At 37.8% G+C, this 24,496-nt stretch carries 26 protein-coding genes; 5 read left to right on the top strand and 21 right to left on the bottom strand.

The genetic code is table 11. The features are described 5' to 3' along the window. Positions 1-27: 27 nt before the first annotated feature. On the bottom strand, positions 28-504 hold the full coding sequence (locus OQX64_RS11625; RefSeq protein ID WP_265818886.1) for an ankyrin repeat domain-containing protein: 477 nt from the start codon (positions 502-504) through the stop codon (positions 28-30). A gap of 268 nt (positions 505-772) precedes the next feature. Between OQX64_RS11625 and OQX64_RS11620 the strand changes: the two genes are divergently transcribed. From OQX64_RS11620 to OQX64_RS11610, 3 genes are all read left to right on the top strand, one after another. Further along, on the top strand, positions 773-1,327 hold the full coding sequence (locus OQX64_RS11620; RefSeq protein WP_265818885.1) for a ferritin-like domain-containing protein: 555 nt from the start codon (positions 773-775) through the stop codon (positions 1,325-1,327). 11 nt (positions 1,328-1,338) lie between these two features. Then, positions 1,339-3,534, top strand: coding sequence for a catalase (locus OQX64_RS11615; protein ID WP_265818884.1), 2,196 nt, complete (start codon positions 1,339-1,341; stop codon positions 3,532-3,534). A 108-nt stretch (positions 3,535-3,642) separates the two neighbouring features. Continuing rightward, a complete protein-coding gene (locus OQX64_RS11610) occupies positions 3,643-3,933 on the top strand; it encodes a hypothetical protein (protein ID WP_265818883.1) in 291 nt (96 codons plus the stop codon). Positions 3,934-4,010: 77 nt separating this feature from the next. Here OQX64_RS11610 and OQX64_RS11605 read toward each other — a convergent pair whose 3' ends face one another. Next, positions 4,011-4,196, bottom strand: coding sequence for a hypothetical protein (locus OQX64_RS11605; RefSeq protein WP_088300150.1), 186 nt, complete (start codon positions 4,194-4,196; stop codon positions 4,011-4,013). A 56-nt stretch (positions 4,197-4,252) separates the two neighbouring features. Continuing rightward, positions 4,253-4,423: a hypothetical protein gene (locus OQX64_RS11600; RefSeq protein ID WP_172406444.1), complete on the bottom strand. Its 171-nt coding sequence runs from the start codon at positions 4,421-4,423 to the stop codon at positions 4,253-4,255. 261 nt (positions 4,424-4,684) lie between these two features. On the opposite strand from OQX64_RS11600, the gene OQX64_RS11595 reads away from it, so the two are divergent. Next, the gene (locus tag OQX64_RS11595) at positions 4,685-6,217 is read left to right on the top strand and encodes a L,D-transpeptidase family protein (protein WP_416240472.1); all 1,533 of its coding nucleotides are present in this window, start codon (positions 4,685-4,687) and stop codon (positions 6,215-6,217) included. Here the strand turns inward: OQX64_RS11595 and OQX64_RS11590 are convergent. Next, positions 6,214-7,014, bottom strand: coding sequence for a murein L,D-transpeptidase catalytic domain family protein (locus OQX64_RS11590; protein WP_265818881.1), 801 nt, complete (start codon positions 7,012-7,014; stop codon positions 6,214-6,216). The two genes, OQX64_RS11595 and OQX64_RS11590, sit on opposite strands and share 4 nt — an antisense overlap. Positions 7,015-7,284: 270 nt before the next feature. On the opposite strand from OQX64_RS11590, the gene OQX64_RS11585 reads away from it, so the two are divergent. Further along, complete coding sequence (locus OQX64_RS11585) at positions 7,285-7,524, top strand: hypothetical protein (protein WP_265818880.1); 240 nt, start codon at positions 7,285-7,287, stop codon at positions 7,522-7,524. A 76-nt stretch (positions 7,525-7,600) separates the two neighbouring features. On the opposite strand, the gene OQX64_RS11580 is transcribed toward OQX64_RS11585, so the two are convergent. From OQX64_RS11580 to OQX64_RS11500, 17 genes are all read right to left on the bottom strand, one after another. Next, on the bottom strand, positions 7,601-8,110 hold the full coding sequence (locus OQX64_RS11580) for an RNA polymerase sigma factor (RefSeq protein ID WP_088300142.1): 510 nt from the start codon (positions 8,108-8,110) through the stop codon (positions 7,601-7,603). A gap of 314 nt (positions 8,111-8,424) precedes the next feature. Further along, positions 8,425-8,976, bottom strand: a complete 552-nt coding sequence (locus OQX64_RS11575; protein WP_265818879.1) for a WcaF family extracellular polysaccharide biosynthesis acetyltransferase — start codon at positions 8,974-8,976, stop codon at positions 8,425-8,427. Between the two features lie 26 nt (positions 8,977-9,002). Then, positions 9,003-9,587, bottom strand: a complete 585-nt coding sequence (xrtY, locus tag OQX64_RS11570; RefSeq protein ID WP_088300139.1) for an exosortase Y — start codon at positions 9,585-9,587, stop codon at positions 9,003-9,005. A gap of 30 nt (positions 9,588-9,617) precedes the next feature. Further along, a complete protein-coding gene (locus OQX64_RS11565; RefSeq protein WP_265818878.1) occupies positions 9,618-10,481 on the bottom strand; it encodes a glycosyltransferase family 2 protein in 864 nt (287 codons plus the stop codon). Beyond that, positions 10,474-11,682 (bottom strand): XrtY-associated glycosyltransferase XYAG1, encoded by a 1,209-nt coding sequence (locus OQX64_RS11560; protein WP_265818877.1) that lies wholly within the window; start codon positions 11,680-11,682, stop codon positions 10,474-10,476. Before OQX64_RS11560 ends, OQX64_RS11565 begins: the two co-directional genes overlap by 8 nt. Then, on the bottom strand, positions 11,679-13,091 hold the full coding sequence (locus tag OQX64_RS11555) for an exosortase Y-associated Wzy-like protein (RefSeq protein ID WP_265818876.1): 1,413 nt from the start codon (positions 13,089-13,091) through the stop codon (positions 11,679-11,681). Before OQX64_RS11555 ends, OQX64_RS11560 begins: the two co-directional genes overlap by 4 nt. Continuing rightward, the gene (locus OQX64_RS11550; protein WP_265818875.1) at positions 13,078-14,271 is read right to left on the bottom strand and encodes a glycosyltransferase family 4 protein; all 1,194 of its coding nucleotides are present in this window, start codon (positions 14,269-14,271) and stop codon (positions 13,078-13,080) included. Before OQX64_RS11550 ends, OQX64_RS11555 begins: the two co-directional genes overlap by 14 nt. Positions 14,272-14,302: 31 nt before the next feature. Continuing rightward, positions 14,303-15,181 (bottom strand): FkbM family methyltransferase, encoded by an 879-nt coding sequence (locus tag OQX64_RS11545; RefSeq protein WP_265818874.1) that lies wholly within the window; start codon positions 15,179-15,181, stop codon positions 14,303-14,305. Continuing rightward, positions 15,156-16,055 (bottom strand): hypothetical protein, encoded by a 900-nt coding sequence (locus OQX64_RS11540; RefSeq protein ID WP_265818873.1) that lies wholly within the window; start codon positions 16,053-16,055, stop codon positions 15,156-15,158. Before OQX64_RS11540 ends, OQX64_RS11545 begins: the two co-directional genes overlap by 26 nt. Before the next feature lie 191 nt (positions 16,056-16,246). Beyond that, positions 16,247-17,104 carry an FkbM family methyltransferase gene (locus OQX64_RS11535; protein ID WP_265818872.1) on the bottom strand — a complete coding sequence of 286 codons (858 nt, stop codon included), beginning with the start codon at positions 17,102-17,104 and terminating at the stop codon, positions 16,247-16,249. Continuing rightward, positions 17,082-18,335: a glycosyltransferase gene (locus OQX64_RS11530; protein WP_265818871.1), complete on the bottom strand. Its 1,254-nt coding sequence runs from the start codon at positions 18,333-18,335 to the stop codon at positions 17,082-17,084. Before OQX64_RS11530 ends, OQX64_RS11535 begins: the two co-directional genes overlap by 23 nt. 50 nt (positions 18,336-18,385) lie before the next feature. Beyond that, on the bottom strand, positions 18,386-19,456 hold the full coding sequence (locus OQX64_RS11525; RefSeq protein WP_265818870.1) for a glycosyltransferase: 1,071 nt from the start codon (positions 19,454-19,456) through the stop codon (positions 18,386-18,388). Between the two features lie 137 nt (positions 19,457-19,593). Next, a complete protein-coding gene (locus tag OQX64_RS11520) occupies positions 19,594-20,304 on the bottom strand; it encodes an FkbM family methyltransferase (protein WP_265818869.1) in 711 nt (236 codons plus the stop codon). Continuing rightward, positions 20,301-21,320, bottom strand: a complete 1,020-nt coding sequence (locus tag OQX64_RS11515; RefSeq protein WP_088300126.1) for a glycosyltransferase — start codon at positions 21,318-21,320, stop codon at positions 20,301-20,303. Before OQX64_RS11515 ends, OQX64_RS11520 begins: the two co-directional genes overlap by 4 nt. Beyond that, positions 21,321-22,301: a hypothetical protein gene (locus OQX64_RS11510; RefSeq protein ID WP_265818868.1), complete on the bottom strand. Its 981-nt coding sequence runs from the start codon at positions 22,299-22,301 to the stop codon at positions 21,321-21,323. Between the two features lie 6 nt (positions 22,302-22,307). Beyond that, on the bottom strand, positions 22,308-23,255 hold the full coding sequence (locus OQX64_RS11505; RefSeq protein WP_265818867.1) for a glycosyltransferase family 2 protein: 948 nt from the start codon (positions 23,253-23,255) through the stop codon (positions 22,308-22,310). Positions 23,256-23,455: 200 nt separating this feature from the next. After that, complete coding sequence (locus OQX64_RS11500) at positions 23,456-24,424, bottom strand: hypothetical protein (protein ID WP_265818866.1); 969 nt, start codon at positions 24,422-24,424, stop codon at positions 23,456-23,458. Positions 24,425-24,496 lie beyond the last annotated feature (72 nt).

Raw genomic sequence — 24,496 nt, 5'->3', positions numbered from 1 at the left:
AGATCCTGAATTTAATTCAGGATGAGGTTAGGATGCATTTAACAATTTTAGTCCTTCTTCATTCCTTTGCATGGCAGCCAGATCTGCTGCGGTTTGCCCGCGAAAATCAGTTATGTCTACATTGGCTCCGCTGGAAAGTAATAATTGCAAGATGTCGTTCCGTCCGAACATGCTGGCAAACATCAGTGCTGTTCCACCATTACCATGCTGGAGGTCGAGCTTTGCACCACGTTCAATTAATAACCTGGCAATTTCAATATAACCTTTAAAGCTTACACCCATGAGCGCTGTATTGCCACCATCATCGGCGGCATTAATATCTGCTCCGGCATCAAGCAGTGCCTTCGCGGCAGCTAGCTGGTTATTGTAACAGGCAATAATTAGCGGCGTATATCCTTTTTCATCGCGTGCATTTACATCGGCATCCCTGCGAATCAGTTCTGCTAAAACTTCCATTTCGCCTTTCCTTGCGGCGGGTATCATCAACTGGTCGATATTTTCCATGCAATCAAAACCATATTATCCAGTCAAAGTTTGGATAATGAACAGTTTATTTGATGCTTTTGATCAGCATTACGTTTTAGCGTGGAGAATCGAGATTTTAACTTGGTATCCCTGAGAAAGAAAAGCATTTATTGCTTAAAACTCTTAAAACTATTTCGTGTTGGCATGGGTTCTCTTAAAACGACTTGTTGCAGAAAAGGAACCAGAGATAAATTCTGATCCAACTATGTAGTATAGTCACCAATATCAACTTAAACAAAACATCAATATGAAAAAACAGGAAAGCGGTACTGAACCAAAGTTGAGTACTAAAACCACTAAAGATTCTTCTTCAGCGCTTCAGGAACTTTTTACCGACGGTATCCGCGACCTATATTGGGCAGAAAATCACCTGGTGAAAGCGTTACCAAAAATGATTTCTGCCGCTACTGCCCCGGAACTTGTTTCTGCACTTGAATCTCACCTGGAAGTAACTAAAACGCATGTAGCCAGATTAGAACAGGTTTTTGAATTGCTGGGAGAAAAGGCCATTGCAAAGAAATGTGATGCCATGGAAGGGATTACAAAAGAGGGTGAAGGCATTGTGGAAGAAACGGAACCAGGTACGGCCACCCGTGATGTAGGCATTATTCTGGCCTCACAAAAAGTAGAACACTATGAAATTGCATCTTATAGTGGTTTAATTCAACTGGCTACCACTTTGGGTTTAACAGAAGTTGGCGATCTTTTGGAAGAAACACTTTCTGAAGAGAAAAATGCGGATTCGAAACTTTCGGATATCGCAGGCAACGAAATCAATTATAAAGCAGCTGAGGAAGCTTAAAAGAAAATAGGATGGCGAAGAAATCAGTAAATAATAATAGCACTAAACCTGCTCAGGTTGAAAACGATAAAACCACTAAGCTGGAAGAATTTGTGGCCGATAGTACCGGACAGCAGATGACCACCAATCATGGGGTGAAAATCAGTGACGATCAAAATTCGTTAAAGGCAGGCGATAGGGGAGCAACCCTGCTGGAAGATTTTATCCTGAGGGAAAAGATTACGCATTTTGATCATGAGCGTATTCCAGAACGTGTCGTTCATGCGAGGGGATCAGCCGCCCATGGTGTATTTAAAGTGTATGAAGACATGTCTGAAGTAACACGGGCAGCATTTCTTTGTGATCCTGGTGCAGAAACACCTGTATTTGTAAGGTTTTCTACGGTAGCCGGATCAAGAGGATCAACGGATCTTGCCCGGGATGTAAGGGGATTTGCCGTTAAGTTTTATACCCAGGAGGGGAATTTTGACCTGGTTGGAAACAATATGCCAGTCTTCTTTATTCAGGATGCCATTAAGTTTCCCGATCTGATCCATGCGGTAAAACCTGAACCCGATAATGAAATACCTCAGGCCGCATCTGCCCATGATACTTTTTGGGATTTTATTTCCCAGCTTCCTGAATCTGCACATATGATTATGTGGGCCATGAGCGATCGCGCTTTACCCAGAAGTTACCGTATGATGGAAGGCTTTGGCGTGCATACTTTCAGGTTCGTGAATGCTTCCGGCGTAGCGAGTTTTGTTAAATTTCATTGGAAACCTCTCTTGGGCGTGCATGCAGTAGCCTGGGATGAAGCCCAGAATATCTCCGGAAAAGATCCTGATTTTCATAGAAGAGATCTTTGGGATGCCATTGAGGCCGGTGCTTTCCCTGAATGGGAATTGGGTGTTCAGATTATACCGGAAGAAGATGAATTTAAATTTGAATTTGACTTGTTAGATTCTACCAAATTGATACCGGAAGAGTTGGTTCCTGTGCAAAGAATCGGTAAAATGACATTGAACCGCAATCCCGATAATTTCTTTTCAGAAACAGAACAGGTGGCCTATCATATTGGTCACGTCGTTCCCGGAATTGATTTTACCAATGATCCCCTGTTGCAAGGCAGATTATTTTCTTATACCGATACGCAATTGATCCGCTTGGGCGGACCAAATTTTCATGAAATCCCGATTAACCGTCCGGTGATAGCAGTACATAATAACCAGCGTGATGGCTACATGCGCCAGACCATTAATCGTGGCAAAACCAGTTACGGACCAAATGCCATTGCGGCGAATGATCCACAGCAAACTGCTGCTGCAAATGGAGGTTTTACCAGTTATAATGAACGCATCGATGCCAGAAAGATACGGGCCAGAAGCAAAAGTTTCTTCGATCATTTTTCTCAGGCAAAATTATTTTTCGATAGCCAGTCTGACCCTGAAAAAAATCACTTGATTGATGCCCTTTGTTTTGAGTTGGGTAAGGTGAAAATGGTACCTATCCGTGAGCGTATGCTGGGTGTTTTAGCACACATTGATAAAGGTCTTGCTGCTGCCGTTGCCTATTCGCTAGGTTTACATGTGCCTGAGATTCCTCTTGACGAATTAAATGGAAGTGTTCCTGCCGATGCTGATCTGGCAGATTATGCATCAGAAAAGAAAGAAGGTTCATTGGGTAAATCTGAAGCTTTAAGCATGGCCAATACCATAAAGGATTCGATTGTTACCAGAAAAATTGCTATTCTGGCTGCTGATGGTGTTGATGGAAAATCATTAAGTACCGTAAAGGATGCACTTGTTGCAAAAGGAGCAGTGGTTCATATTATTGCACCTAAATTAGGAGAGATTATTTCAGCAGAAGATCAGCACATCCAGGTAGATGAAAGTTTTCTAACTGCTGCATCTGTACTTTATGATGCCGTGTATGTTCCGGGAGGAACCAACAGTGTAGCCAGTTTAGAAGCTGAAGCCAATGCGGTACATTTCCTGAATGAAGCCTTTAAGCATTGCAAGGCGATTGCTGCTGATGCTGCTGCCATTCAAGTATTGGAGGCTGGTTATTTCCATAAAAAACTTCCGGCAGAATATTCCGCTGAAACCGTACTTAGGGAAGGTATTATCGTATCCGATGATCTTTATGCGTTAACAGATCTGTTTGCACAAATGATTGCGATGCACAGATTCTGGGATAGGGAAGTGCCTAGAAAAATTCCGGCTTAATTTATAAGCCAGGTATTAAAATACTAAGACCGGCACAAAGCCGGTCTTTTTTTGTCTTATGCATTTCGCAGAAGATTTATTAATTAAATAATTTTAATTAAACAGTATATGGATAATCAAAACCATGTTCCTCAATTGACTGAAGAACAACAGAAAAAATTTGAAGAAGGATTGGTAGAGACCCGCTGGACAGAAGCTGGAGAGCCTTATTTTGTAATCGAAGATGGCTTAAACCTGGATGAATTTGCCCTTTTAGCTAAAGCAGTTTTAGAAAGTAAAAAGGAAATCGCACATGATTTTACTTCAAAGGTAATTCGTAAATCTGGAGAAGAGGAAGTAACGTTTAAATACCATTCAGGATGGTTTTTGGAAGGCTTGGGTGAGCTGCCGTTAAATTAGGTCACAGCTTCTTAAATCACAAAGGGGCTGCCTTAAGTTCAAGGCAGCCCCTTTGTAGGTTTCATTTGTGATTGGTATTAGTTTTTAGCTTCAGCTTTTTTAGCCTCAGCTTTTTTTGCGGCGTGTTTACCGTGTGCTTTTTTTACTTTTTTAACCTGTGTTGTATCAGCTTTTGCTTTTGCAGGAGTTTTAGTTTGTGCGCTAACTGTATTTACAGTAAAAGCTGCTACTAGGGCGATCATTAAAATTTTAATTGCTTTCATGTTGTTTTTAATTATGGATGAATAAATCTGATTAATTGCAGATTAAATATTAATTATTATTTTTTTACTTCAGCTTTTTTGGCTTTGTGTTTGCCATGCTCTTTTTTTACTTTTTTAACCTGTGCTGTATCAGCTTTTGCTTTTGCAGGAGTTTTTGTTTGTGCGCTAACTGTATTTACAGTAAAGGCAGCTACAAGGGCGATCATTAAAATTTTTATTGCTTTCATTTTGCTTGTTGAATTATCGATTTATAAACGTTGTTAATTGTTCCATAAAACTCTACATATCAAATGAAGATTTAATGAACTTCTGACTAAATAAGCTTTTTAAGCTTTTTGAAAAGAAAACTTCGTCAATTTGATAAAAAATGCATTATATCCTTTGGCTATTTTATACTTCATGGATATCGTAATTAATGCAATGATTTAGTCGTCAGTCAGATAAGAAATTGATAAAACAAATCGCCTGAAAATCAGATTATATAGGCTATGTATTTATTGAAATTTAGAAGGCCCGGGCTGTTGGGCATATTCCTGCTGATTATATTCAGTTTAACTATATTACAAAGTTGCAAGAAAAATAAATCACAAATTGGTGCGCAGCTGGCTAAAGAAACCGGTAATAAGATTTTCAGTCAGGTAGATATGGAGCAATTTGGTCAGAAGCTAAAATCAGCCATAGCCAGTCGTGCGAAAACACTTCAAAACCCTAAATTTACTGAAGCTATATACGCAGCCAACAATTATGAACCGGTATTAGTGACGAAATATTTTCCGGATAGCGGATTGTTAAAGGCTACTGAAATCATTTCCCGGGCTGGAGATCATGGTTTATCCCCGGAAACATTTAAGGTTTCGGAATTTAAATCAACACTCGCAAAAATCCACCAGCAAACCAATATAAATAACCTGGATGCAGCCTATCAGGCGTTGATAGAACTGGAATTTGCCGCCAGCCATTCCATTACAGCTTATAGTCAGGCAATAGAATTTGGAAAGGTAAGTCCGCGTCGCATTTATGCGCAATATTATACCAAAACAAAAAGACCAGATTCATTTAGTTTTATCAAACCTTATCAAACTAAAAATCTGGCCTTCTTTCTGGACAGCATCCAGCCGGCAGGAGCAGATTATAAAATGCTGCAGCAGGCGCTGAAGCAAGAGGTGCTTGCTCCGGGATGCTCTGCTGAAGAAAGTAAACGCCTCATTGCGGTAAATCTTGAACGTTTACGCTGGAAGAATATCCCGGCCGAGGATAAGTACGTTTGGGTAAATATTCCTGAATTTAAGCTTCATGTCATCGAAAATGGAAAAGCTGCTTTAACCATGAAAGTATGTGTAGGAGAGGGGCGGAACGAGAATATTGCCCCTTCATTAACAGAATTTGATGACAATGACCTTGAAAAAGACAGGCCTTTCAACCGTGAAACACCACAGCTAAAAAGTATGATCCATAGCGTTCAGGTAAATCCGGTTTGGAATATTCCGGAAAGTATTGCAACCAATGAAATTGTTAAATACGCAGCAAAAGATCGTTATTATTTAGGTAATAAAAATATTGATGTGTTTTATAAGGGAAAACTGGTCGAAGACCCGGAAACTATTGACTGGTCTGCTGCCGATGTTGGAAAAACCTATACTTTTAAACAACGTCCGGGGGATGATAATTCATTGGGTAAAATCAAATTCCTGTTTAATAACCAAAGTAGTGTGTATTTGCATGACACGCCCGCAAAAGCGGCTTTTAATCAGCCTGTAAGGGCGGTGAGCCATGGCTGTGTTCGGGTAGAACAGCCTCTTGAACTAGCAAGAGCACTTTTTGGTACAGGAAAAAAATTCGACAGGATCAGTACAGGTATGGTCAGTAAAGACCCAAAAGCCGAAAATATCTCACTTCCAAAGCAAATTCCAGTGTATCTCAGCTATTATACCTGCTGGCAGGATACTGAAGGAAAACTGAAATTTGCAAAGGATATTTATGGATTGGATGCCGTGTTGTATACGCATCTCATTAAAATTTAATCCATATTGGAAATGTTGCCATAAAGCGGCGTATCATTAATTTCAGGCATCATCGCCAGATAGGCACTTTCTTCATTAAGAAAGGTAGAAGCATACCGCTCAGAAGATTTATTGATGAAAAGTACACTACCTTCACCAAGGGAAGAAATAAGCGGATCAGCCAGCTCGGGAGCCACAGCAGGGCAACCCTGGCTTCTGCCCAATCGTCCTAAAGCCGCTATAGTACCTTCACTAACGTATGGTGCACCATGAATCACGATAGAACGCAGCCTGGCATTATCATTAAAACCCGGGTCCATGCCATCCAGTTTTAAGGATCGGCCATGTGTACCATGATATTCTTCGCCGGTAACGAAAAAACCAATGCTGCTTGCAAATGAATCATTCTGGTTGGAAAAAGTTACAGCCTGATTTTCACCACTTCGCTGTCCGTGCGCTACCCAGGTATTGAGCACCACATCCCTTTGGTCAACATTTAATACATACAATCTTTTACTGGTGCTTGGCTGATCAAAATCAGCGATGCTTAAAAGGGCATGATCAGAAAGCAAGCCAGCTTTTTTTAAATTATAGTAACCAGTTAAGGCTTTTTCAAATACAGGAAAAGAGAGTCCTGAATCTTTTAAATGTGCAGATTGATAAAGTGATCTTGCATGATGAATATAGGCTGTCTCCAAAGTGTTTTCGGATGAAAACCGCTTATCTGCTTGTTTGGCATCATCATTTTTCCATGCGGTAAACAATGAGCAAGTAGCAATTAACAAAAGACCGGAGACTCCCAAAACATAATTTCTCATAGGCTATACGATTATAATAATGATTTAAGTAGGTCTTGATGAATAGGCTTTTTCTTTTTGGTTGAACATAAAGATACAAAAATGTTACGTTAAATGCAAATTAAAGGCAAACATTTAATGTGTATCAAGTGTATGAATTTGTTTGAAAAATCGCTTTTTAAATCATCAATGAAGCATAAATTCATTTCTTTAGTGCCGAGAACTTCCAGCCTTTAAATTTAACCTGAACCTTTTGCTGTTCTTCCTGTTATTTCTACAAACAAAATTAAAATGATAGAAAAGAAAGAACTCTTATCCGAGAATCTGAAGGATTTTATGGATTATTCTGTGGATGTACTCAATGCCATGGATGGTGCTCCTGAACATTCTGTTGAACAGCAGGATGCGGTAAATGTGAAGATTCAGAATTTAAAAATATACCTGAATCACCTGGAGGCTTCTTACAATGAAAATACACCCAGGGGAAATGCGGGCGCTTCAGCTGCTGAAATAGCTGATATTGTGCTTTAAAAGTTCTAACACCCGGGAATAAAACCGGCCATCCTGAAATTTTCAGGATGGCCGGTTAGGTTTGAGTTAAACAGGTTCAGTTGTTTTTATACTGCTTGAGCAATTTTTTTAACCTTAACCTGGCATGATGGATATAAGTTTTAACGGTTCCGAGTGGTAAATTCAGTTCATCGGCAATTTCCTGATATTTATAGCCTTCAAAATACCGTATAAATGGCACGGAATACATCGCCGGAAGGCTGTTCAATGCTTTTTTAATATCATCCATTGCAAAACTGGTTTCAGCACCATTAGTAGTTGCACTGTAAGCCATCTGATTTGAGGATATCTCATCTTCCCGAACAATTCTACTTCTGTGCCTAACACCTTTGTGGTAATTGTTAATGAAGGTATTTCGCATGATTACAAAAAGCCAGACTTTAGTATTGGTTTCATAATCACACCGGTAAGCAAACCGGGTGGCTTTAACGAGTGTATCCTGAACAAGGTCATTCGCATCATCGAGGTCCTTGGTAAATTTTAACGCATGCGAGATCAGCGATTTAGCATGTGTTTTAACGCTGATGGAAAATTCATTTTCTGTCATAGGTAAACAGTTAAGGTTTAACAAGGATGATTGTGAAAACAACACGAAAGCTTTCAGGAGGGTTTTTAAATAACAGGCAGAATTGCCTTAATGAGGTAAAAACGGGTAGATATACTCAGCTTGTACAGGTACTTTTTCGGTAAGAGTAATATATCTGTTCATATTCTGTATCAGATTTTATCAGTGTACGTTAACTTTTCTTCGAATCAATGCTTCAGGCAGCTAAAATACCGGATGAATTAAAAAATTTGAAAGATGATCACCAATAAAAAAAGCCACAAAGTGGCTTAAGAAATTTAATAAATAATTCATATTTAAAGAATTATCCGGTCTCTTATTTTTACAGCAGGATTTCCATGATAAATGCCATAAGCGTCAAGATTGCTTACAGCCACACCAGCCATACTTAATATGGAATGGCTATGTAATTTCAAACCCGGACATACTGTCGCCCTTGCACCAACCCATACCCCATCTTCTAAAATGATGGGCGATATCATTAAATCAAAAGTTGTTTTTTTATAATTATGGTTACCGGTCATGAGCATGGCCTGCTGTGAAATGCAACAATGGTCACCAATCTTTACCCAATCCAGGTTTTCTATATAACAATCTGCCAGCCAGGAATAATCACCAATTTCCAGTTTCCAGGGATATTTGATTTGTATGCCTGGTTTAATGCGGACCTCCCTGCCAATTTTTGCACCAAATGCCCTTAATAAAAAAACGAGCACAGTGCTGAATGGAATAAGCTTACTTCTAAAGAAAAACACATCCGTAAAATACCATAGCAATTGCTTCAAAACTGAAGCACCAATCTGAAAATGACCGGTATTAAAATCTTTCTGTAACTGTGTTTTTAGCAATTTTTTTTGGTTAATGATAATTTTTCCTAAAGCCTGACTTTTGTAGTGTTCTTTTTGATCCAGATGTAAAGCATCACAAATATGATGATATAAACGATAACATTGAAGATTTCATGGTGATACTCAAAATAATTGCGCTGGCTTTGAAATAAACCAAATAATAGCCCTAGTCCTGCAATTCTCAGGATATTCAGTATATAAATGGTTATTATACCTAAAAAAAGCATTTTAAAGGTAGCTTTCCATGATGCCGGATAGGCGAGTACAAAAGCAGTCAGAAAACTCATTACTCCTAAACCCAGGCAAGAATAGTTGATTCTTAAATACGGACCGTTAATGATTAAAACATCCATTTCATTATGAATGGCATAAAAGCCAAATAACTTGATTATCCATACGGCTGGATTAATCAATGCAGTTTTCAGACCCTGAATATAATCAAAATGTTCAGCAATGTATGGATTGTAATAACGCCCGGTAGGTGTCATCACGCTAAACATGAAGAGGTTACCCTGACTGAAAAAAATATACAGTACAAATAAGGTAATAATAAACTGGATGGCTTTTTTATTAGCCGCTTTTTTATCTGTTGTAATTTTTTGGCTTTGCATCTTGAGCTATAACTAGGTGAGAATATGATACTATTGTGAAAGATTTTTTTTTTGGAGTAGAATATTGATTTTTTTATCCACTAACTTTCTAAACCAGAGTCCTTGAAGGTAATGAAAGCGTCTGGCCGTTTTATTATCGAATAAACCGAATTGAAAAAACATCCGGAAGCCATAATATAAATAGGGCCTGAAGCCCAGGGGTAGTTTCCACCACAGGCGCCTGAGCCATGCCTTTTGTTCATCAGGATTCCCCAATAAATTTGGCTTTAAGGTTTGTGTTCTTTTGTTTTGCATTCTTTCCACTTCTTCAAGTGCAATAAGATCACTATATCGCTCATGTTTTTTAAACCAGAAATCAATATCGTTTTCTTTCAGATTTTCTTCCACCAGGTGCCCCTTTTTCCAGATCATTGTTTTTCCGGAAGTAATAAAGCGGTGATCCATGTTTTCATTTAGGTCTGAATATCCGATTCCCGTTCGAAACATTTTTAGAAGGTAAATCGGATAGTAGCCTCCAAATCGAATCCATTTTCCCTGAAAATAATTTTTACGGTTAAAGTAAATTCCGTTAACGCCGGTATATTCTTCCGCTTTAAATTGATCAAGCAGGTGATAAAGTTCAGGTGTTACGATTTGATCTGCATCCAAGCCAATAGTCCAGGGCGTTTGAATATCAAAGTTTTTTAAAGCAAAATCCCACTGTTTAGGGTGGTTTTCAAAGAAATGCAGTTTAACTATAGCACCATATTTTTCTGCAATCCCGATGGTGGCATCAATACTTCCACTGTCTAAAATATAGGTTGCTGCATGGAGACCTTTGATAGATTCCAAAAGCCTGGGCAAGTGCATTTCTTCGTTGAGGGTGAGTATAATAAAACTATAATTCTTATTCATTATTATAATCCCCAACTATACCCGTCTGATCAACTTCACAACGCATCGCTTCCTTATACATTTCCAAATATCTTCTTGCCAGTAATTCTGCATTAAAATCCTGTCTCACCAGATCTGGTGCTGTCAGTCTGATCTTTTCTCTTTTATTTTGATCATTTGAAGAAATGAGTTTATTTATGATATCGTGTACTGTTAAGCGGCAAATCCATCCTAAATCTTTATCCTCGACATAGTCTGCCAATCCAACCTGATCAGAAATTAAAACGGCGGTGCCAACACTAAGGCTCTCGAGCACAACATTAGCAAAGTTTTCATTGTAAGAGGTTAAAACCAGTACATCATGTGTAGCCATCAATTCAAACTTATCCTGATCATTCACTTGTCCGTACCATTTAATCTGATCGTCAATCTTCAAGTCATTGGCCCGATCTTTTAAATTTTTCACATAATTTGCTGATCCGGATCCCACTATAGTTAAATACCAGGAAAAATTAAGCCTTGCAAGCGCATCGAATAATAAATCCAGCCCTTTCTTTTCTTCGATTCTGGAGAGGAAAATCAGATTCAACGTGGATCCGGTTGAAATCGGCTGCGGCTGATGTGTCGCTGGTGCTAAATTGATCAGATTGGGGATGACGGTAATGGGTTTATGACGAATTATTTGCAGAATATCTGCCTTTTCCTGCAAGCTGGTCGCATGAATATGGCAGTAGCTTAACAGGCGCCTGCCCATAATGGAATGAATGAAACGCTTCGCAAAGGAGTGTCGGTTATGTTGACTATAATGGGTAAGCATGCCTCTTGGGGAAAGTACTACATGGAAATTATACCATTTGGCGATCAGACAACCCAATATAGAAACCAGGTTCCACCAGGCATGGATATGAATAATGAGTTGTTCATCGTTCTGCTGAGCCTGTTTAAGTACTTTTCTTAATCTTAATAGTAAGCCTGGCGAAAAATGACTGTGGTCTTTTGTCCATCTTTTAAAATAGGTTACCTGAACCCCATCAACCACCTGCGGTTGCTGCGTCTCTACCGCAAGTTCAGCAGCGCCATTGGCGGTGGTGGTGAAAACTTCAAGATGGATCGGGTGCTTATGATCGGCAGCAAGGGCTTCACAAAGTTTGCCCACACTCTGAATAGGGCCACCATAAATGTATGCAGGTTTATAGGAAGCGGTAACGTGAATAACTTTCAACTGGCTTGATATAAGATTCCCCTGGCTTTAAATACCTTTTGAAAGATCAACATGGTGATCAAACTCCAGAAAACAGCATTTGCAACAAATTCAAAACTGTTTCCCCGCCACAGAATTTGAAACAAACCTGCAAACATCACGGCCGTTCCCATAAAATAACCGCCGAACATCCTTTCTGCAAGTGCTGAAAGGTTCTGGGCGACATATCCATATAAAAACAGGCCTATCCAGATGCCTATTCCACCATAAGAGAGGTAACAGTCTACAATAAATGCAGGCTTGGCCGATACAATACTTTCCCTGTCAACCACTCTCGCAGCATAAACCCGATTCATAACCAATTCTTCAACATTGGGTTTTCCAGGCCATAATACACGTGGAACGATAGTTTGCAAGGCACTTTTAAGCAGATTGGTTTTGTAGTAGGGGATGTAATAGGGGGTAGATTGTGTATAGGTAATAAACATACTGATTTCGGATAAACGACCGGTTAAAAATGCCCAGTTATCTTCCTGTAAATCATTGCTTAGGTGATCATTGTTGAAAATGCTGTCGAAACTTTTGTTCCTAGCGGTGATGGCGTCCGTCCCTTGTGAAGATATTTTTCTAAAGTTTCCGATAAAGGTGGGAAGCACAAAAAATAATAAAACTAATACTGGAATCAGTACGGGTAATACTTTTTTCCCGTAAACAGGCAGGAGAAAAACACCCAGCAGTAATACACAAATGATGATGGGTTCTTTAAATCCGGAACTTAAGGCCGACATCATATTTAAAACAAAGAGTCCTGCTGATGCCCAAAGATTAACGCTTTTATTTTCCCGGATGGCAAAGGCCAGTGCAATGCTGCCTGCCACAAAACTGAGGCCGCTTAACTGCACACTAAACTGGTTTAAGCTGCCAATTTTAGAGAATACATAGCCTAAAGGCAAACATGCCACTGAAATACCCAATAATAAGTTACTCATGGATGGTGCATAAACCCGGTACTTTTTTTCCTGCGGATCATTCATCCCGGCAATAATCCCATGTGCGAGTGCAGCATGGCCTAAAACATAATAACGCTGACAAAGCGCAATGGACTTATAAATATCTCCTGATAAAAAATCCCTGTTTCCCACATAACTGAAATATTCATAACCTAAAGCATTCACATAATAAAAAATAGAAGTACAGGCCATATAGCCTGCAAAGATGACATGCAGAAAAAAGACAGGTCTTAATAATTGTTCAAAGAGGGGCAGATCATTTGGGAGTTTTTTAATAATTCCTTTGAAACACACCCAAAAGATAAAGAATGAGCCAAACCAGGCAATTAAGTAAGAACTATGGGGTAAAGATCGTACAGCCACGCTGAGCAGGTACGGTATATACAATAGGATATAGTAAACGTGCTTAGTGCTCTTCATGTAATGTTTTAATCAATGCGTTAACCTGATGTTTGAATGTCCAGTTTTGAATCATCTCTTTACTTACCTGCCCCATGGCCGATAGCTGTTCACGGTCTGCAGTTAAGATCAATAGTTTATTTTTCAGGTCGGTTAAATCACCTGAAATAAATATGTTGCCATTTATTCCTTCTGAAATTAAATCTTTTGCACTACCTACCCGATCGGAAACCAAAATCGCTTTGCCTGCAGCCATGGCTTCATTAACAGCCAGACCCCAGGTTTCACCAGGACCCTGTGAAGGTAGGCAGAATAGATCACATGCCTGGTAAACTACAGGCATATCCGTCTGATTCTGGAAATCTATAAAATGAATCTTCGTGTGTAAGGGTAAGTTGATTGTATCAGTGTTATCGGTTTCCAGGCTTTCGATTCTCTGCTTTAAAACAGTTTCCAGTTCGCCATTCCCAACAAAGAGGAGATGAACGTTATTTATATTCAGATCGATAAAAGCATGCAATAATAATTCAGGATTTTTCTTTTTCTCCAGCTTCCCGGCAAATAGAATGACTAATGCGTCCTGATCAATACCCAGTTTTTTCCTGAGCAAAAGGGCCTCATCTGATCTGTCTGCCGCAAAACGGCTATTGTCTATTGCATGCGGTGCAAAAATGAGTTGCCTGTTTTGCAGGCCAAATCTTAAAAAATATGCCTGGTTTGCACTGCCGACAAAAAACGCCTGGTCTACATGACGGTAAACCCATTTTAAAAATAAATTCCGCAACAATTGTTTAAGGCCGGCACCTTTATCCAGCAGGGTAGAATCACCACGGAACCATACCGGGATTTTTCCTTTAAAGTAGCGCAACACCGCAAGATGACTTTGATAAGCCCAGCCATAAATGAGTATTGCATCTGGCTGAAAGACTTTGATACTTTCAATTAATTGAGGATTAATGATGCCTTTATAATGGTGTGATTCGGGATTTTTGGATGTATTTTTTAAAAACTCAAAATCATAACCATCCAGTAGTGGAATATCCCATTGAACATGTTTTTTAAAACCAGGATCATATTTTGAAGCGGCACCCTGCTCTCCCCAGGTATAAAAAACTTTCAAATGGCAGGCTTTAGCGAGTTGCTGATAAACAGGCACGTAATACTGGATGGGATGGGTAACGATGATGGCGAGTGACTTCAATTAATTTGATGGAGTGGATTTGATATAATCTTTAAATTACTTGATTTAAAATCTTAAATGCTTCACTTGATTGAATTCTTTTTTTAACAAATTCGAGATCTCTTATATAAATGGTATTATCTTTACCATAGGTATTAAGTTCATTTAAAATCCTGGTAATGGGATTATAATCGTAAGGTTTAAAGTGATGCTTCAATAGTTTAGTTTGAATATCATCATCTTTAAAGCCATATCTATTTCCACTACCATTTAATTCAATGATTATTGCTTTTAAAGAGGTATCTGATAAATAATTTTTGGCACCATTTAATACCTCTGTTTCAAAACCCTCTACATCTATTTTCATTAATATAGGTTTATTTTCTTCAAAAAAATCATCAAGTAATATCATTTCAACTTCTGTAGTTTGTTCGCTAGGATGGTTAACTACATGATTTGTAGTATCCTGATTATTTGTAAAATTTATAATGCCATGCTTACTGCTGACAGCTTTGTTTACTAAAGTTACATCAGCATGAAGACTATTCAGTTCTATATTTTTTTTAAGAATATCAAAAGTTTCGAGGATTGGTTCAAATGCTATGGTTTTTGCTTTACGGAATGAGGCTAATAATGTATAAGAGCCTACATTTGCCCCAATATCAAAAAATAGATCATCCTGTTTTAGAAAATGCAATAAAAATCCCATATCATTAAATTCATGCAGGCCGGTATAGATATTTCCTGTTATTCCTGTTAATCTTTTTTTCGCTAAAAAATTAATAGACCCAATAAAATGAACAGGCTGTAAATTTTTATTTATGATGGAATTGAATTGCCATTTAAAAAATCTATAGTAAGCCAGTATAAGGTTTTTTTGGGCTAACGGATGATTATTAATAAAACTAATTGTTCGGTAGATTGCCTGCATCTAATACACTATTAAATAATTCACATTGTTTCTCTGTCAGGTTTTTAGTACTATACTGTTCAAATGCAGACCAGTTGGTGGTTGACTTTTTCTTTCCTGAAAGGATTAAATATAATTCATGACTAATTTCTTCAATTACTAAGCCCTTGTCATTTAACGTAAATACCTCTCCAGCTTCACATTCTTTAATGATTTTAGCGGCACTGCTTTCTGAATGAAACAATGTTAATAAGGGTTTTTCTGCTAGAATATAAGGATATACTTTTGAAGCTGTATATTGGACATCATTTGAGCCAATTACAATTAAACCATCTGCATTTAAGAGAGTAAAAATACCCTGATAATAAGGGATGCGATCGGTTTGCTCTTCTACATATGCTGAAATACCCATTTTTATGGCTATAGGCATAATTGTTTGAATGCCCTTTCCTGCAGGAGCATAACTTGTACCAATAAAATGAAACCTGAGCTTGCTAAAAAGTTCATACTGATCATTCAGGCCTTTTCTAAAGCCGTTGAATAGTAAAATCAAGGCATCCTTCATGTCGCTTCCGCCCCGGCCAACATATACCAGATGTGTACATCCATCTTTTTTTTCAAATGGCAACTCAAATTTATTCCAATTTTTTTGAACCCGTTCGAAATCTTTGGCGTAAGCACCAAAAGTAATTACTGCCTGAGGTACTGTTTTTAATCCTGGATAACGTTTGCATAAGGTTTCTATATAAGCTTTTGATACACTGATAATCCCGTCTGCCTGTTTTATGGCTATGGGTTCCAGGAATTTATTTAGGCGATAAGAAAACCAATATTTGGCTGGCTTTTCTGATTGTGGCTTATCCTCATAATAGTTAGAATGCCAGGGATCCTGCATATCGATTATATACGGGACCCCGAATTTTTTTTCCAGTACGGGCCCAGAATTAATACGGGGAATTGTGTAGTGCTAAAATAAATGAGGTCAAATCTTTCACTTTTGAGCAATTGATTCACCTTTCTCTTATAGAACCATAAAGCACGTAATACTGGATGGGATGGGTAACGATGACGGCGAGTTTTTTCATGTTAATTTGCAAGTGCTATGATTTCAGCACCCTGTACATGCTCATTATATGTAAAAGGCTTTCGTACACCATAACCATCAACACAGTAAAAATTATATTTTAGCTCTTTTAAGAAATCGAAAATAAGCCTGGCATCTGCGTTCATCTTAAGCTGGTAATTCCGGTCATATTCAAAAATTATTGTGGGGCGAAAACGTAGTATCGTTTGTTTCAAACCTTTCAATACTTCATATTCATAACCTTCAACATCAATTTTTATAAAATTGATGTTTTTAAGTGCTATACTCGAAAGATAATCATCACCCTTCAGGCAGGTTATAAAGGTGTTTTTTTCTCCTTCGCTAAGGAGGTTATATGCTCCTGGATTTTTTGCTGATGGATCGATATGTATATCCATTTCCCTGTTTTCATTTCCTAAGGCAGCATTAACAGTGCGTATTTGAGTGAAGCTATTTAATGATAAATTATCCAATAAAGCATCGTAGTTGAATTGGATGGGTTCAAAGGCAAACACCATTCCATCAGGTCCGCAAAGTTCAGCAAAATACATCGTGTGGAAGCCAATATTGGCACCAATATCCATGACATAGTCTCCAGGGTTGATCAGTTTTTGATATTGTTTTTTTAAATAGGGTTCGTAATCACCAGTAAAATATATAGCTGCATCAATAAAGTTACCGGTATTTACATTTAAGCGAAAATTTCCAGACAATGGCCGGGTAATGGTGATTATTCCATGAAGGATATGACGTTTGAACAGTGACAGGAAAATTCTGAATTGGCCCTTAAATAGCTTCCTCCTTAAAATGAAGCGCAACAAACGATGTATAGATTTTTTAACCATTTTTTCTTTCCGCATTTGCTATTACTTCATTAAAAACTTCACACTGCTTACGGCACATGTTAAACGCTTCATAATTTTCAAAGGCTTTCCAATCGGTTTTCGCAGGTTGTTGTCTGCCTAGCAGTGCCCGATGCAAATATTCATACACTATCTTTTGTAAATGGACAGCATCTTCTTCCAACGGAATCACCGTGCCCGCCTGGCATTCACTAATAATTTGTGCGGCACTGCTTTCAGAGTGAAAAAAGGCCAGTATGGGTTTGTCAGATAAAATGTAAGGAAAGATTTTAGACGCGGTATAGCTTTTATCTTCAGATCCCAGTATCAGTAAATGATCAGCATTATCGAGTGTGAACAGGCTTTGATAAAAAGGTAAACGATCGGTTTGTTCATTTACATATGTTGAGATATCCATTTGTCGGGCAATGGGTTGAATAGTGGCAACTCCTTCTCCTTTGGGGGCGTAACTGGTGCCGATAAAGTGAAAGCGGGCGTGTTTAAATAACCCGGGATGTGCTTTAAGCCCGGTTTGAAATGCCGAAAATAAAATTTCTGCAGCCTGTTTAAGATCGTGGCCGCCGCGGCCGACATATACAAAATTATAATTCGATGCGGTTTTTAGATAGGGTAGGTTGAATTCTGCGCGGTGTTTCCTTACCGTCTCGAAATCTGGAGGAAATGCGGCAAATGTGATTATGCGTTTTGGTAAATCATTTAATTGGGGATACCGCTCGGTCAATGTATCTAAATAGCCTTTTGAAACACTGATCAACCCATCAACTTTTTGCATGGTAATAGGCTCTAAAAACTTGTTCAACCGATATGAAAACCAGTGCTTTTTCGGGCGTTCGCTCTTCGGTTTGTCCTGGTAGTATTCAGAATGCCAGGGATCCTGCATATCGATTATATACGGGACCCCGAATTTTTTTTTCCAGTACGGGCCTAGAATTAATACGGGGAATTGTGTAGTGCTAAAATAAATGAGGTCAAATTTTTCACTTTTGAGTAATTGATTCACCTTTCTCTTATAGAACCATAAAGCACGTAAAGCAATACTGCCTAAACCCACCTTACTCGTCCATTTTTTCGGCAAGGCCTTTACCTGGTGGATGGTTACGCTGGCAGGAATATTTTCATTCAAAAGGGCATCAGTCGGCAGGTCGGTATATTCCGGCTCTACCATTACCACCGCAGGTTCCCATCCATGGGAGGAAAAATAGGGCAGGCTCATTCTGATGCGTTGCATATCTGCCGAATTTACTGGAGGAAAATAGGGGGAAATGATGAGGATCTTTTTCAAACTTCGAATGTACTTCTAATCAATGCTAACAGTTTTTTGCCCTCTACCTCCCAGTTAAGCGCTGATTGTCCCAAATCAAATGCAGCTGTTTTTTGAACCAATAGCAGGTTGCGATCATTCTGATATTGATCTAATACTGCTGCCAACTGACTGGCATTGCCAATTCTGTAGAGTGAGCCAATATTCGGGTATTTTGTTAATAATTCTTTTTGAGCTGGCGTATCACTTGCTATGGTTACTAAACCAGTTTGGATATAAGTAAAAATTTTATTGCTTAGTGCATATTTATTGTTTCTTGAAAACCCTGTTTCTGAGGCTATTCCAATGTCAAATTGGCTTGCAAAAGCTGGTAGCTTTTCGGGTGTTATTGGAGAATGAAAATGAATTTGACTCTTATTTATTGCAAGTTGATTCTTTAGTGTTTCGGCATATTGCAGATCCACGCTGCCAAGTAAGTGTAGTTCAAACTTATTATCAGAGATGTTAAGGGCTTCAATTATTGTTTCTATACCTCTATTATCTCCTATAGTTTGTGAAAACCAAAAGATTCTCAGTATTGCGTTATTGCTAAAAAACTGTTTGTTTTTAGTTTTTGGGAGGACGTTTAATATTACGGGACATCCCCTGTTGAATATTTGTGAGTAAGCGGCCGAGGTAAGCGGGCTTGATGCGGTTAAATAATCAATTTGTGGAATGTATGTATTTTCGATGAGTGTATTTAGCTTTACAATAGGATGATTTTGATTATCCGCATTCTCATACCTGTGAAAATCTTCAGCATCGAAGCCACATTTTGCATGATGGGCTTGTGCTGCTTTTACTGCAGCAGATAATGCTCCAAGGTTATGGGCAATGTAAAGATCTGCTACATGTTTTTTTGCATGGCTAAGCAGCAAGGTTGTACTCCGTGCAATTGCTTCATCTGGTAATAATTTAAAATATTTATACAACAGGCGTGCTATTTTAAATCTTATCCTGGTGTACCAATATAAGATGGCCTGGTTTTTTGGAGAACCACCAACTTGAATAGCTTCCCATTGCTTTTGAGGAAGCAAAGTTTTTTCCACTTCTGTTGCCCAGTCATTCCAGTGCTGATAGATCACGATTACTTCGTAACCTGCTTCGGCTAACAAATCGGCTTCTTTAACCAACCTTGGGTTTAGTGCAGGCTGGCCGGAAGTAATTAAAACTATCTTGGATGAATTCAATCCCATCTGCTAGAAGATCTTAATAAATGATCCTTTTTGAGAAACAAAAAGTCAGATTGGAAAAGCGCTTTATCGTATGGTCTGGGCATTAAAGTGCAAATATCATAAAGCGCGTACCCGTTCTCGCTCATAAAAGCCATAACCTGATCAACCAATGGAGCATCATTATATATATTTAGGAGTGAAACTTCAAGCAAGACTGCTTGAGCATTATGTAACGTTTTAAGTCCGCCTTTTAATATTTCAAGCTCATACCCTTGAGTGTCAATTTTAATAAAATCAATCGCATTCGTATACTGATTTTCAAGAATATCATCTAATAAATTTAGTTGTACTTCTTCAATCTTTGCATTGGTAACATTGTTTTCTGTAAATACAGAACTGGCTGTTTCATAAATATTAAAATTCACCATTTTAACTTCTGCACCAAGCAAAGCAATTAAGACTTCTGCATTTTTAAGGTTTTTTGCAATTTTAAGCAGTTTATCTTCTTTTGAGCGTTGTCCTTCAATCATTAAAATATGTGCTTCAGGGAATATCTCTGCGATTTCTATACCCCAATTACCTTCATAGGCACCGATATCAAGTATGTTTTTAGGTTCGAAACCTAAATTTTTTAACTTAGTAAGGCTCGATTTCTGACTCGGCACACCAAGTTTAATTTTTAAGTAGTTAATCAGCTTTTGGGGGATTAGCTTTTTAATCATGAATGTAATTTTAAATACGCTTCTGCGATTACTTTGGTATCAAATCTCTTAAACGCATCATCCCGGCACGTCCTACGTGAAAGACTAGGCAGTTTTTTAATAGCGTAAATCATTTCAACTATATTATTTACCACTAAGCCGTTTATACTTTCTTTTATAACTTCTGGAACAGCACCCTTTTTAAAAGCAATAACGGGTGTTCCACAGGCCATTGCTTCAACCATTACCATTCCAAAAGGTTCGTCCCATTCAATAGGGAAAAGAAGTCCTTTCGATTTTCCTAAGTATGTATTTTTTGCACAATCATCCAGCGCTCCTAAATAAATAATTTGCTGGCCATCTATTCTGGGTTTTATCACCTGCTCGTAGTATCTCAGATTGTCAGGTGTATTCGGAATATTACCTCCAATCCAAAGTTTGTTATGTGTAGCCAAGGCAACATCAATTGCATGATGTAAGCCTTTTATTTTATCCATTCTACCTAGAAACATCAAAGGAGCATTTTCCTCAACCTGATCTTGAAATTCATATTTCGAAAAGTCGATTGCATTGTATACTGTTTTCCAACTCCCTGCGATGTTACCGGTGGAAACACAATAATCGCTGCAACCGGTAAAAGTGAGTTTATTATTAGGTAATAAATTGGTCAATCTGATTCCACGCTGCGAAACTTCACGGCCATAGGTCATAAGTTTTGTTTGTTTAGTATTGATAATGGGCAGGAGATATGCAAGCCGACCAAAATTGTGGATCAGATCGAAATCGTTTCTGCGGCGAATCAGGAATCTCCACGCGTACATCACTTCTTTTATTTTCTGCCATTTGGATCTTTTAAGGTCATTAATGCCAAAATGGAATGTCTTGCCAGGTGATTTGGAATCTGGTCCCGCCAGTAAACTTACATCATGCCCTTTATTGATATACTCCTTAACAAACATATCTACTAAACGTTCATGCCCGCCATATAAGGGTGGGGGAATTGGAATTCCAGGATCCATTATAACTAAAATTCTCATCTAAAGTAATGATTGATAGGTATCGACATATTTCTGTGTACAAATCTTCAATGTTAAATTTTCTAAAATATACTGCCTGGGCTCGAAGTTATGATTTTGGAGCTGGTCAAGAAATTGAGGCAATAGCTCATTGAACTGGTTTATATCTCTAAACTTCAGTCCACATCTATTATCCCAGTATGGTACAGAACTCACGGGCTGAAACTTAACCTTTTCCGGGTAATAGTAAGGGTCTTGCCAAAATCCGCCTCTATCCCATGCAAAAATTGGGGTATCTGTTGAAAGGATTTGCTGATAGGCAATGCCTTGCGTTTCGTGTTCACAAAGAAAAATTACTGCTTTACTCATCTCAATCATATCCCTTAGTTGGCTTGGTATATAATTGCCGTACTTGATGATGTGATAAGACAAATTCTTTTCTTTAAGAATTTTATAGATTGGATTAATAAGTTCGTCTTTTAGGCTTTCATAATTCCATCTCACTTTATCGTAAATGAGGAAATCATATTCTTTTGGTTTATTGTTGGTAGATGCCCAAAGGTTGCTGTCAATACCAACTGCCCAGCTTTTTACTTGATTGCCATAATAAGGTTCGCACATTTCTTTCATCCACTCACCAGGTACCAATATTTTTTTGACATTGGGATATTTTTGAAATAAGTCAGGACATTCGATTGGATGTGAGAAAACACCAGCACCAAACAGAATTGGATTTTTGAATCTTCTTTCAAATATTAGATGTGGCTTGCCGATAACCCCAATTAATTCCTCTGGATGTTGTTTAGCATATTTATAGTCGTTGAACCGGTAGGGAATGTTTAATAGTTCCAGTCCCTTTATAAGCTCAAGCGCTACCATCATCACACCACCAGGTTTGGGCTTACCTCTCAGTATTCTGCGAATCCATCTCCTCGGATAACGATCAAATTTTATCCATCGATCCGGATCTGGTTCTGAATAGAAGAGATTTATATGAGACATATATCTTTAATACCTGATAAAATTATTTCCAAATAATAATCTTCTAATAACTAAAATCTTTTCAGTAGTTGTGAATCCTAATTTTCTGTAGCACCATCCCAAAAGCCCGGTTTCAGGGATTTGAAAATCCGGATTAAGCTCATATATCCATTTAACAATTTCAATAGCTTCTTTGAGGTGAGCTTTCGCAATCCAGTGTGCTAATGGCCAAAGGGATTCACTCACCGCATTTCTTCTGCCCTGCGTTAATTTGTTATTAGATTGAAGGTGTTGAACTATATTTTTATAAATATTTAAGTGTTGCCAATTTGTTACTTGAGCTTTCAATCCCTGATAATTCGCTTGCATTTGGTCATTATGCTTAACCCAATATCCAGCACAAATATCTAAAAAAACAGTTTTTGGTTCTAAAAGACCATATTCAAGTAAAAACATTCTATCTTCCCTTAAAGCAAAATCTGCTCTTCTAGGTATATTTTTAACATGGTTCGTTTTAAATAGCATGCCTAAAAAGTGACTTCCAGGTCTATTACTCAATTGAATTTCTAAAAAGTCGTTCCATTTCTCAATTCCAGGTGATTTGAATATCTGACCATTATCGTTGTTATAGATATCCACCTTTGAATAAACAAGGTCAGCGAAATTATCTTCTGCAACTTTAAACTGGTCGTCTATTATGCTTTCTGTTAGAAAATCATCGCTATCCAAAAATCTTATATACTTGCCAGAAGCAATACTAACTCCTCGATTTATAGCATATGTTTGTCCTTGATTTTGCTGGTAAAGAGCTATTATTTTTGTTTGAGTTGAAAGCCAATCCCACGTTCCGTCAGTACTTCCGTCATCTACAACAATTATTTCTACATTACATTTCGTATTCAAACAACTACTTATAGCTCTTGGTAAACACCATAAACGATTGTAGGTTGGTATTATAATGCTAACATCAACCATTTACAGAAGTAATTATTTTATTTCTCAATATCACGTGCTGTTATTTTCAGGATAATTTAAATAATTGGTTTGCCTTTTTACTTTTTTTATAAAAATTTGAGTTGTAATACTTAATATAAGACATGCAATCTTTTCCAAAAAGATTTTCTGCATAACTTGAGTTTATCCATAAACGTTAAAATAGTGTGTCACGTAAGTAATCATAAAATCCTTTCCGATTGTTTAATTGATCTGAAACCCCAAAGCTTATGATATAATGGCCTAAACATAGCTTTAAAATTATTTTTAATGGTTGCCGGATATTTAATGGATAAATTACAAACCAGATTAATCCATAATTCAGGCCTATTTTTTGATTTTGCATGTAACCGATAAACCTCCTTTTTATAATGAAAGTCTTTGGTGAATTCTCCTAGAAAATGTACAATAACCGGTTGAACCTCATTAAATGGATACCAATCTTGATTAAGCCGATCAGGAAATTTAGGGTTTATCAAGACTCTGGTGCCTTTAAGAACATTAATATGATATGGTCCTCTACAGGCTTGTGGATCACTCATTATTGTTCCGTCGTCTATCAATGGAGTTTGACCATTTAGCTGCATAGCCAGTGAAATAATAACTTCATCATTAGGTTGAGATCTTAAACGGGTAAAACCTATATTATCATATTCTTTCTCTAACATCCTGGCTGTTTCGAATACTTTATCGCTGATCTCGTTCTTCTCTATATAGTAAATGCCACCATTAAATTTTGGCATTGAAGAAATGGAAAAGCGAGTGAGTATTTCGGAAATATTCCCAAACCATTCACCTCCATTTATGTAATTGCCAACAACTGAAACGGATAAGCCTTTAAACCTTTTGAAAATAGAATCTAGGGGTTCAAAAATTAAACAATCGCTATCAATAAACAAAGTTGAACCGTTTTTGATAAACTTATCAAGATGTAGCTTCGTCGAAAAACCGGTGCCATATTCTTTTTGGTTTATTTTAATAATTTCTATTTTGCCACTTATATCAGTAGGTAACGGATTTTCTAAATCAGTAACGATTTGGAAATTAATATCGTAATTATTGTTCCACCATAAAAAAGAGCGTATTAAATTAATAGCCATTTTCCAATATACTTCTTTTCCTGTGGCAATGGTTAAAACATTTCTTTGCATGTTTATCTGTTTAATAGCTATAATAATAAAGTGAATTGGGGTGTAAAATTCTAAAAAGATCTTTAGCGATTC

It is taken from the genome of Pedobacter sp. GR22-10, assembly GCF_026239715.1.
Lineage (GTDB): Bacteria > Bacteroidota > Bacteroidia > Sphingobacteriales > Sphingobacteriaceae > Pedobacter.
Note: the sequence above shows the minus strand (reverse complement) of the source record. Positions and strands in the feature narration are given on the sequence as shown.

What these genes read in the sequence shown, in the direction of transcription:
- OQX64_RS11625 (WP_265818886.1), bottom strand. Translation starts at nt 504, where the DNA reads ATGGAAAATATCGACCAGTTGATGATACCCGCCGCAAGGAAAGGCGAA.
- OQX64_RS11620 (WP_265818885.1), top strand. Translation starts at nt 773, where the DNA reads ATGAAAAAACAGGAAAGCGGTACTGAACCAAAGTTGAGTACTAAAACC.
- OQX64_RS11615 (WP_265818884.1), top strand. Translation starts at nt 1,339, where the DNA reads ATGGCGAAGAAATCAGTAAATAATAATAGCACTAAACCTGCTCAGGTT.
- OQX64_RS11610 (WP_265818883.1), top strand. Translation starts at nt 3,643, where the DNA reads ATGGATAATCAAAACCATGTTCCTCAATTGACTGAAGAACAACAGAAA.
- OQX64_RS11605 (WP_088300150.1), bottom strand. Translation starts at nt 4,196, where the DNA reads ATGAAAGCAATTAAAATTTTAATGATCGCCCTAGTAGCAGCTTTTACT.
- OQX64_RS11600 (WP_172406444.1), bottom strand. Translation starts at nt 4,423, where the DNA reads ATGAAAGCAATAAAAATTTTAATGATCGCCCTTGTAGCTGCCTTTACT.
- OQX64_RS11595 (WP_416240472.1), top strand. Translation starts at nt 4,685, where the DNA reads ATGTATTTATTGAAATTTAGAAGGCCCGGGCTGTTGGGCATATTCCTG.
- OQX64_RS11590 (WP_265818881.1), bottom strand. Translation starts at nt 7,014, where the DNA reads ATGAGAAATTATGTTTTGGGAGTCTCCGGTCTTTTGTTAATTGCTACT.
- OQX64_RS11585 (WP_265818880.1), top strand. Translation starts at nt 7,285, where the DNA reads ATGATAGAAAAGAAAGAACTCTTATCCGAGAATCTGAAGGATTTTATG.
- OQX64_RS11580 (WP_088300142.1), bottom strand. Translation starts at nt 8,110, where the DNA reads ATGACAGAAAATGAATTTTCCATCAGCGTTAAAACACATGCTAAATCG.
- xrtY (WP_088300139.1), bottom strand. Translation starts at nt 9,587, where the DNA reads ATGCAAAGCCAAAAAATTACAACAGATAAAAAAGCGGCTAATAAAAAA.
- OQX64_RS11565 (WP_265818878.1), bottom strand. Translation starts at nt 10,481, where the DNA reads ATGAATAAGAATTATAGTTTTATTATACTCACCCTCAACGAAGAAATG.
- OQX64_RS11555 (WP_265818876.1), bottom strand. Translation starts at nt 13,091, where the DNA reads ATGAAGAGCACTAAGCACGTTTACTATATCCTATTGTATATACCGTAC.
- OQX64_RS11545 (WP_265818874.1), bottom strand. Translation starts at nt 15,181, where the DNA reads ATGCAGGCAATCTACCGAACAATTAGTTTTATTAATAATCATCCGTTA.
- OQX64_RS11540 (WP_265818873.1), bottom strand. Translation starts at nt 16,055, where the DNA reads ATGCAGGATCCCTGGCATTCTAACTATTATGAGGATAAGCCACAATCA.
- OQX64_RS11535 (WP_265818872.1), bottom strand. Translation starts at nt 17,104, where the DNA reads ATGCGGAAAGAAAAAATGGTTAAAAAATCTATACATCGTTTGTTGCGC.
- OQX64_RS11530 (WP_265818871.1), bottom strand. Translation starts at nt 18,335, where the DNA reads ATGCAACGCATCAGAATGAGCCTGCCCTATTTTTCCTCCCATGGATGG.
- OQX64_RS11520 (WP_265818869.1), bottom strand. Translation starts at nt 20,304, where the DNA reads ATGATTAAAAAGCTAATCCCCCAAAAGCTGATTAACTACTTAAAAATT.
- OQX64_RS11515 (WP_088300126.1), bottom strand. Translation starts at nt 21,320, where the DNA reads ATGAGAATTTTAGTTATAATGGATCCTGGAATTCCAATTCCCCCACCC.
- OQX64_RS11510 (WP_265818868.1), bottom strand. Translation starts at nt 22,301, where the DNA reads ATGTCTCATATAAATCTCTTCTATTCAGAACCAGATCCGGATCGATGG.
- OQX64_RS11505 (WP_265818867.1), bottom strand. Translation starts at nt 23,255, where the DNA reads ATGGTTGATGTTAGCATTATAATACCAACCTACAATCGTTTATGGTGT.
- OQX64_RS11500 (WP_265818866.1), bottom strand. Translation starts at nt 24,424, where the DNA reads ATGCAAAGAAATGTTTTAACCATTGCCACAGGAAAAGAAGTATATTGG.